This window comes from Agathobaculum sp. LCP25S3_E8 (genome assembly GCF_052117165.1).
Classification (GTDB): Bacteria; Bacillota; Clostridia; order Oscillospirales; family Butyricicoccaceae; genus Agathobaculum.
Genome location: NZ_JBQKJR010000145.1, coordinates 1 through 1,256, shown reverse-complemented (window position 1 = coordinate 1,256; position 1,256 = coordinate 1). Strand labels below are relative to the sequence as shown.

The 1,256-nt window shown below is 54.8% G+C and carries 1 protein-coding gene; it reads left to right on the top strand.

All coding sequences use genetic code 11. The annotated features are described in order from the left end of the window. Positions 1–994, top strand: a 994-nt coding sequence (locus tag ACTQ34_RS17965; RefSeq protein ID WP_441364964.1) for a relaxase/mobilization nuclease domain-containing protein, incomplete at its 5' end; no start/stop codon positions are given. Positions 995–1,256: the final 262 nt, after the last annotated feature.

The following is a 1,256-nucleotide window of genomic DNA, read 5'->3' as shown; positions in this document are numbered from 1 at the left end:
CTTTTGGGGCAGCACCAGAGCCGTCCGGCGCTTGAGCGATACCATCTGTATCGAGAACGGATTGTCCATTGTGGAGGACCCAAAGCCTCACGGAAAGAGTTATAACAAATGGCTGGGCGATCAGGCCAAGCCCTCCCATCGGGAACAGTTGCGGGTGATGATTGACCGTGCGCTGGAGCAGAAACCGGCGGACTTTGATGCGCTGCTGAAACTGCTTTCCGAGATGGGATGCGAAGTATCCCGGCGCGGGAAAGTCATCCGGCTCAAAGCGCCCAGCTGGAAGAATGTAGCCCGCATGGATGACAAGCTGGGGGCCGGGTACAGTGAAGCAGAAATCCGTGCGGTGTTGGCCGGTGAAAAACAGCATACGCCCCGTAAAAATTCCACCGTGCAGCCGGAGCCGCCCAAGGTCAATCTGCTGGTGGATATTCAGGCAAAATTACAGGCTGGGAAAGGCGCTGGGTATGCGCGATGGGCCAAGGTTTTCAACCTGAAACAGATGGCGCAGACTGTAAATTTTCTTACCGAACATCGGCTGCTGGATTATGCGGAGCTGGCAGAAAAAGCGGCGGCAGCCACCGCCCACCACAACGAACTGTCGGCGCAGATCAAGGCGGCGGAGAAACGCATGGCGGAGATCGCTGTTCTGCGTACTCACATCGTAAACTATGCCAAGACCCGTGAAACCTATGTAGCCTACCGCAAGGCCGGTTATTCCCGAAAATTCCGGGAGGAACATGAGCAGGAAATCCTGCTCCATCAGGCGGCAAAAAATGCCTTTGACGAGATGGGCGTGAAGAAGCTGCCCAAGGTCAAAGACCTGCAAGCCGAGTACGCAAAGCTGCTGGAGGAAAAGAAGAAAACCTACGCCGAGTACCGGCGTTCCCGTGAGGAAATGCGGGAACTTTTGACGGCAAAGGCCAATGTGGACCGGCTACTGAAAATGGACGAGGAACAGAAAAAAGAACAGGAAAAAGACCACGGCCAGCGGTGAGCCGGTCATGGTCAAAAGCGTTCGCAGAACGCGCAGCCACAGAACGAAATTCTGTGTTCAAGGGGGCTTGGGGGCGCTGCCCCGGGCAAGCAAGCGGAGAGGAAAATCACAAAGGGATTTTCTTCTCTGCGGGCCTGTGTGTATTAACACAGGCATTGCTTGCTACAATATGTTTGACCCCAAGAACGGTGTTGCGCTGGTAATGCTGTTCAGCGGTTCAAACCTAAGCTACAATGAAGAGGTAATCGGCCTTACGGGGCAT